Raw genomic sequence first — 2,880 nt, 5'->3', positions numbered from 1 at the left:
ACTCGTTTAGCGCAGCACCCGGCTACGCGCCCCGCATGTCATGGCGCGCATTATAGGGAGTTTTAACAAGGCTGCAAGCAGAGTTTATAGAAAACTTCGGATTTTTAGATCGTTCGCAGAAAAATGCAGCAAAGTGCTTATTTTCAAACCTTTTTAATCGCTAACAAAGCTTTCAGACGCTTTTTACCGTATGCAAAGGCCTTATTAAAGATATGGTGACTCACTGGTATATAGTGGCGCTCCGTTGGTGAAAGCCAGGGGATATCTTCAACATCGGGATCGTTAATATAGACAAAGTCAGCGTCCACAGCACAAATCACTATCCAATGCGGCGCTTTCGAGCGGTCAAACTGCCAGGTACTGATTAACGCCAGTAAGATATAACCATCTTTAAGCAGCTTGCTTATTAAAGAGAGATCCGGTTCGGTTAGTACCAAAGGTAAACCTAGTTGCGTAACTTTAGCTTGATCTGCTTGATAGACCCGCTGCATCACCGACTTTTTTTCAGGACTGCGCACCGAATCCAAAAACAAGGGACCATCCTGATTCAAATAAATTTGCACTATAAAGCCGCGCTTTGCCGCAGCTAACGCCAAACCCCTAGGACCACAACCTCCATGACCAGACGTCATAAATATCGTTGTTGCTTCCCGCCATAGCTCAATTTCCAGATGTTCGGGGCTGAATTCCCCGGGTTGAAAATAGTTAAATGCCATTAGCAGACAGGCAGGACCGCAAGTAAAAGGGGTAGTTTGCGCAATATAAGGCACCAGTCTGGTATAGGACGCGGCCTGATAATGATGAATTTGTTTTTGCAGGCACAACGCATCACTATGATCTTCGTAAAAATCCAGCTTAACGCCGAATGGATGATAGCCAAGCTTTTGGTATAGTTTTATTGCAGGCTGATTGTCAGGCCGCACTTCTAATCGTAATAACACACAATGCCTGAGCAGCGCCTTTTGCTCCGCATCCGCGATCAGACGCTTGGCCAGACCTTGCCCTTGCAAACGCGGTACCACAGCAATTGAATATAACCTGGCCATACTGCTACCGCGCCGGTAGATCAATAAATAGTAACCTACTATCTCCTTGTCTAAACATAGCACAAAGAGATCACTACGTTTTTCAGAGATAAAACGTCTGAAACTGCGTTGACTAAGGCGGTCACTATGAAAACATTGCAGCTCAATAACCAGCAATGCCGATAGATCCTGACTAGTCGCTTCCCGGATCTCAATAACCTGTTGAACATCCATCCGATACAGTACTTAAAGCTAATATCTGATTATGCTCAGTATAGTAGCGGAATTTACTTTTATTACCGATACTTTAGGGAATTTCTCAGGTAAGAGGACAGGATCTAACTTATGGCTAAACTGGTTATTGTTGTCGATAAACTGCAAGATTGGGCTCCTTTCTATCAATATGACGGCGTAATGAGTCTGCCGGCATATCTAAAATGGCAACCGAAACAAAAACAACGGGTACGTGTTATTAACCTATGCCGTCAGTCTCATTACTTGGGGACAGGTTACTACTGCTCACTACTCGCAGAAGCTCGCGGCCACAACGTTATGCCATCATTGCGAGCTTTCAATAAATTCAATCGCTTTGAAATATCTGAACTTATCGAAGAACTTCCCGGCACCTTACAAAGTCTGCTCGACAAAGCGCTGGCTGATGCTGCCGAACAGCAACTGCTGTTTAACATCTATTTTGGTGAAACCTCATCAAAAGCCCTGCGTAAATTTGCCAGCTATTTATTTGAGGCACTGCCAGTTCCCGTTCTCCGGGTTGAGCTAAGTAAAAAGAATCACTGGCAGATCCGTTCCATAAAAATTGGTGCGGTACATAAGTTAACTGAGCAGGAACAAGGGCATTTCGCTGAAGTGTTGGAACGTTACAGTCACAAAATCTGGCGCCTGGAGCCAAAGAATGCCCGCTTTAAATATGATCTGGCTGTTTTGACCAACCCAAACGAGCCCTTTCCACCTTGCACTCCGAAGTCGCTGGAGCTATTCCGAAAAGCTGCAAAGCGCGCGGCTATGGATACTGAATTAATTTCAGCCCGGGATATTCAGCGGCTACCGGAGTTTGATGGCCTGTTTATTCGCGAAACCACAGGCGTAAATCACCACACCTTTCATCTGGCGGTAAAGGCGGAGCGCGAGGGGTTAGCCGTCATCGACGATCCGAACTCAATCTTACGCTGTGGTAATAAGGTATACCTACAGACGCTATTTCAGCAGCATAAAGTGCCAGTACCAGACGGCTTAATGCTATTTAAACAGGACGAAGATAATCTGGAACGCGCCGCCGATACGCTTGGCTTACCTTTGGTGCTAAAGATCCCTGACGGCAGCTTCTCCCGTGGTGTGGTTAAAGTCACTACTCTGACCGAGTTAAAAGCACAGCTAAATGCTCTGTTTGATCAGAGCGCTATTATTCTGGCCCAGCGTTATACCTATACCGAGTTTGACTGGCGGATTGGCGTATTGAACGGTCAGCCACTATTCGCCTGTAAGTATTTTATGGCCCGCAATCACTGGCAGATTTATAAGCACGGTAAGGGCAAAACTCAGAGTGGCGGTTTTACCACCTGTGCGATTGCAGAAGTGCCGGCCCATGTGTTGCAAGCAGCGCTTGCCGCCTGTAAACCTATAGGTGACAGTTTATACGGTGTCGATCTGAAGCAAGCTGGTGAGCAAGTGTTCGTTATCGAGGTTAATGACAACCCCAATATTGATGATGGTGTCGAGGACTTGTATTTAGGCAACAAACTCTATGATCTGCTGGTAGAAGATTTTATCCGGCGCATTGAATTAAACCGATAAAAAAACCGGCTTAAGCCGGTTGATTTGGTGCAGATGGAGAGAC

2 protein-coding genes are annotated in these 2,880 nt (G+C 45.9%); one reads left to right on the top strand and one right to left on the bottom strand.

The features are described from left to right. Window positions 1-143 precede the first annotated feature (143 nt). Complete coding sequence (locus AAY72_RS02410) at window positions 144-1,259, bottom strand: GNAT family N-acetyltransferase/peptidase C39 family protein (protein WP_057785450.1); 1,116 nt, start codon at window positions 1,257-1,259, stop codon at window positions 144-146. A 111-nt stretch (window positions 1,260-1,370) separates the two neighbouring features. On the opposite strand from AAY72_RS02410, the gene AAY72_RS02405 reads away from it, so the two are divergent. Beyond that, window positions 1,371-2,837 (top strand): RimK family protein, encoded by a 1,467-nt coding sequence (locus AAY72_RS02405; protein ID WP_057785449.1) that lies wholly within the window; start codon window positions 1,371-1,373, stop codon window positions 2,835-2,837. The last annotated feature ends 43 nt before the right edge of the window (window positions 2,838-2,880 follow it).

Origin of the sequence: Alishewanella sp. WH16-1, assembly GCF_001441695.1 — a bacterium.
In the GTDB taxonomy this organism is placed as follows: domain Bacteria; phylum Pseudomonadota; class Gammaproteobacteria; order Enterobacterales; family Alteromonadaceae; genus Alishewanella; species Alishewanella agri.
This window is presented reverse-complemented; position numbering and strand designations above follow the sequence as displayed.

What these genes read in the sequence shown, in the direction of transcription:
- AAY72_RS02410 (WP_057785450.1), bottom strand. Translation starts at nt 1,259, where the DNA reads ATGGATGTTCAACAGGTTATTGAGATCCGGGAAGCGACTAGTCAGGAT.
- AAY72_RS02405 (WP_057785449.1), top strand. Translation starts at nt 1,371, where the DNA reads ATGGCTAAACTGGTTATTGTTGTCGATAAACTGCAAGATTGGGCTCCT.